At 51.4% G+C, this 3,119-nt stretch carries 1 rRNA gene; it reads right to left on the reverse strand.

Going from position 1 to position 3,119, the window contains the following annotated elements:
• Nucleotides 1-54: 54 nt before the first annotated feature.
• A 23S ribosomal RNA gene (locus CAG34_RS27230) occupies nt 55-2,947 on the reverse strand.
• Between the last annotated feature and the right edge of the window lie 172 nt (nt 2,948-3,119).

Consider the following 3,119-nt stretch of genomic DNA (forward strand, 5'->3'; position numbering starts at 1 on the left):
TTTCGTCTTCACCACCACAATTTGGCTTTCGTGCGCAAATTGCTTGGGTGTTATATGGTCAAGCCTCACGGGCAATTAGTATTGGTTAGCTCAACGCCTCACAGCGCTTACACACCCAACCTATCAACGTCGTAGTCTTCGACGGCCCTTCAGGGGATTCAAGATCCCAGTGAGATCTCATCTTGAGGCAAGTTTCCCGCTTAGATGCTTTCAGCGGTTATCTCTTCCGAACATAGCTACCCGGCAATGCCACTGGCGTGACAACCGGAACACCAGAGGTTCGTCCACTCCGGTCCTCTCGTACTAGGAGCAGCCCCTCTCAAATCTCAAACGTCCACGGCAGATAGGGACCGAACTGTCTCACGACGTTCTAAACCCAGCTCGCGTACCACTTTAAATGGCGAACAGCCATACCCTTGGGACCGGCTTCAGCCCCAGGATGTGATGAGCCGACATCGAGGTGCCAAACACCGCCGTCGATATGAACTCTTGGGCGGTATCAGCCTGTTATCCCCGGAGTACCTTTTATCCGTTGAGCGATGGCCCTTCCATACAGAACCACCGGATCACTAAGACCTACTTTCGTACCTGCTCGACGTGTTTGTCTCGCAGTCAAGCGCGCTTTTGCCTTTATACTCTACGACCGATTTCCGACCGGTCTGAGCGCACCTTCGTACTCCTCCGTTACTCTTTGGGAGGAGACCGCCCCAGTCAAACTACCCACCATACACTGTCCTCGATCCGGATAACGGACCTGAGTTAGAACCTCAAAGTTGCCAGGGTGGTATTTCAAGGATGGCTCCATGAGAACTGGCGTCCCCACTTCAAAGCCTCCCACCTATCCTACACAAGCAAATTCAAAGTCCAGTGCAAAGCTATAGTAAAGGTTCACGGGGTCTTTCCGTCTAGCCGCGGATACACTGCATCTTCACAGCGATTTCAATTTCACTGAGTCTCGGGTGGAGACAGCGCCGCCATCGTTACGCCATTCGTGCAGGTCGGAACTTACCCGACAAGGAATTTCGCTACCTTAGGACCGTTATAGTTACGGCCGCCGTTTACCGGGGCTTCGATCAAGAGCTTCGCTTGCGCTAACCCCATCAATTAACCTTCCGGCACCGGGCAGGCGTCACACCCTATACGTCCACTTTCGTGTTTGCAGAGTGCTGTGTTTTTAATAAACAGTCGCAGCGGCCTGGTATCTTCGACCGGCATGGGCTTACGGAGCAAGTCCTTCACCCTCGCCGGCGCACCTTCTCCCGAAGTTACGGTGCCATTTTGCCTAGTTCCTTCACCCGAGTTCTCTCAAGCGCCTTGGTATTCTCTACCTAACCACCTGTGTCGGTTTGGGGTACGGTTCCCAGTTATCTGAAGCTTAGGAGCTTTTCTTGGAAGCATGGTATCAACCACTTCGTCGCCTAGAGGCAACTCGTCATCAGCTCTCGGCCTTGAAATCCCGGATTTGCCTAAGATTCCAGCCTACCACCTTAAACCTGGACAACCAACGCCAGGCTGGCCTAACCTTCTCCGTCCCTCCATCGCAATAACTGGAAGTACAGGAATATTAACCTGTTTTCCATCGACTACGCTTTTCAGCCTCGCCTTAGGGACCGACTAACCCTGCGTCGATTAACGTTGCGCAGGAAACCTTGGTCTTTCGGCGTGCGAGTTTTTCACTCGCATTGTCGTTACTCATGTCAGCATTCGCACTTCTGATACCTCCAGCAAGCTTCTCAACTCACCTTCACAGGCTTACAGAACGCTCCTCTACCGCGTCATCCTAAGATGACACCCGTAGCTTCGGTGCATGGTTTGAGCCCCGTTACATCTTCCGCGCAGGCCGACTCGACTAGTGAGCTATTACGCTTTCTTTAAAGGGTGGCTGCTTCTAAGCCAACCTCCTAGCTGTCTAAGCCTTCCCACATCGTTTCCCACTTAACCATGACTTTGGGACCTTAGCTGACGGTCTGGGTTGTTTCCCTTTTCACGACGGACGTTAGCACCCGCCGTGTGTCTCCCATGCTCGGCACTTCCAGGTATTCGGAGTTTGCATCGGTTTGGTAAGTCGGGATGACCCCCTAGCCGAAACAGTGCTCTACCCCCTGGAGTGATACATGAGGCGCTACCTAAATAGCTTTCGAGGAGAACCAGCTATCTCCGAGCTTGATTAGCCTTTCACTCCGATCCACAGGTCATCCGCTAACTTTTCAACGGTAGTCGGTTCGGTCCTCCAGTCAGTGTTACCTAACCTTCAACCTGCCCATGGATAGATCGCCCGGTTTCGGGTCTATACCCAGCGACTAAACGCCCTATTAAGACTCGCTTTCGCTACGCCTCCCCTATTCGGTTAAGCTCGCCACTGAATATAAGTCGCTGACCCATTATACAAAAGGTACGCAGTCACCTAACAAAGTAGGCTCCCACTGCTTGTACGCATACGGTTTCAGGTTCTATTTCACTCCCCTCTCCGGGGTTCTTTTCGCCTTTCCCTCACGGTACTGGTTCACTATCGGTCAGTCAGTAGTATTTAGCCTTGGAGGATGGTCCCCCCATATTCAGACAAAGTTTCTCGTGCTCCGTCCTACTCGATTTCATTGACAAGAGATTTTCGTGTACGGGGCTATCACCCACTATGGCCGCACTTTCCAGAGCGTTCCACTAATCTCAAATCAACTTAAGGGCTGGTCCCCGTTCGCTCGCCACTACTAAGGGAATCTCGGTTGATTTCTTTTCCTCAGGGTACTTAGATGTTTCAGTTCCCCTGGTTCGCCTCTTGCACCTATGTATTCAGTACAAGATACTCAGCTTGTGCTGAGTGGGTTCCCCCATTCAGAGATCTCTGGATCACAGTCTGTTTGCCGACTCCCCAAAGCTTATCGCAGGCTACCACGTCTTTCATCGCCTCTGACTGCCAAGGCATCCACCGTATGCGCTTCTTCACTTGACCATATAACCCCAAGCAATCTGGTTATACTGTGAAGACGACATTCGCCGAAAATTCGCATGTTGCTCTTTCGAGCAGAACTCACAAATTTTACCTTAGCCTGATTTCCAGCAGTGAAACTGGTCATCAGTCTATATCTATCACATATCCGAATTTTTAAAGAACGATCTGACAG

Origin of the sequence: Pseudomonas sp. B14(2017) (genome assembly GCF_002113255.1) — a bacterium.
In the GTDB taxonomy this organism is placed as follows: domain Bacteria; phylum Pseudomonadota; class Gammaproteobacteria; order Pseudomonadales; family Pseudomonadaceae; genus Aquipseudomonas; species Aquipseudomonas putida_Z.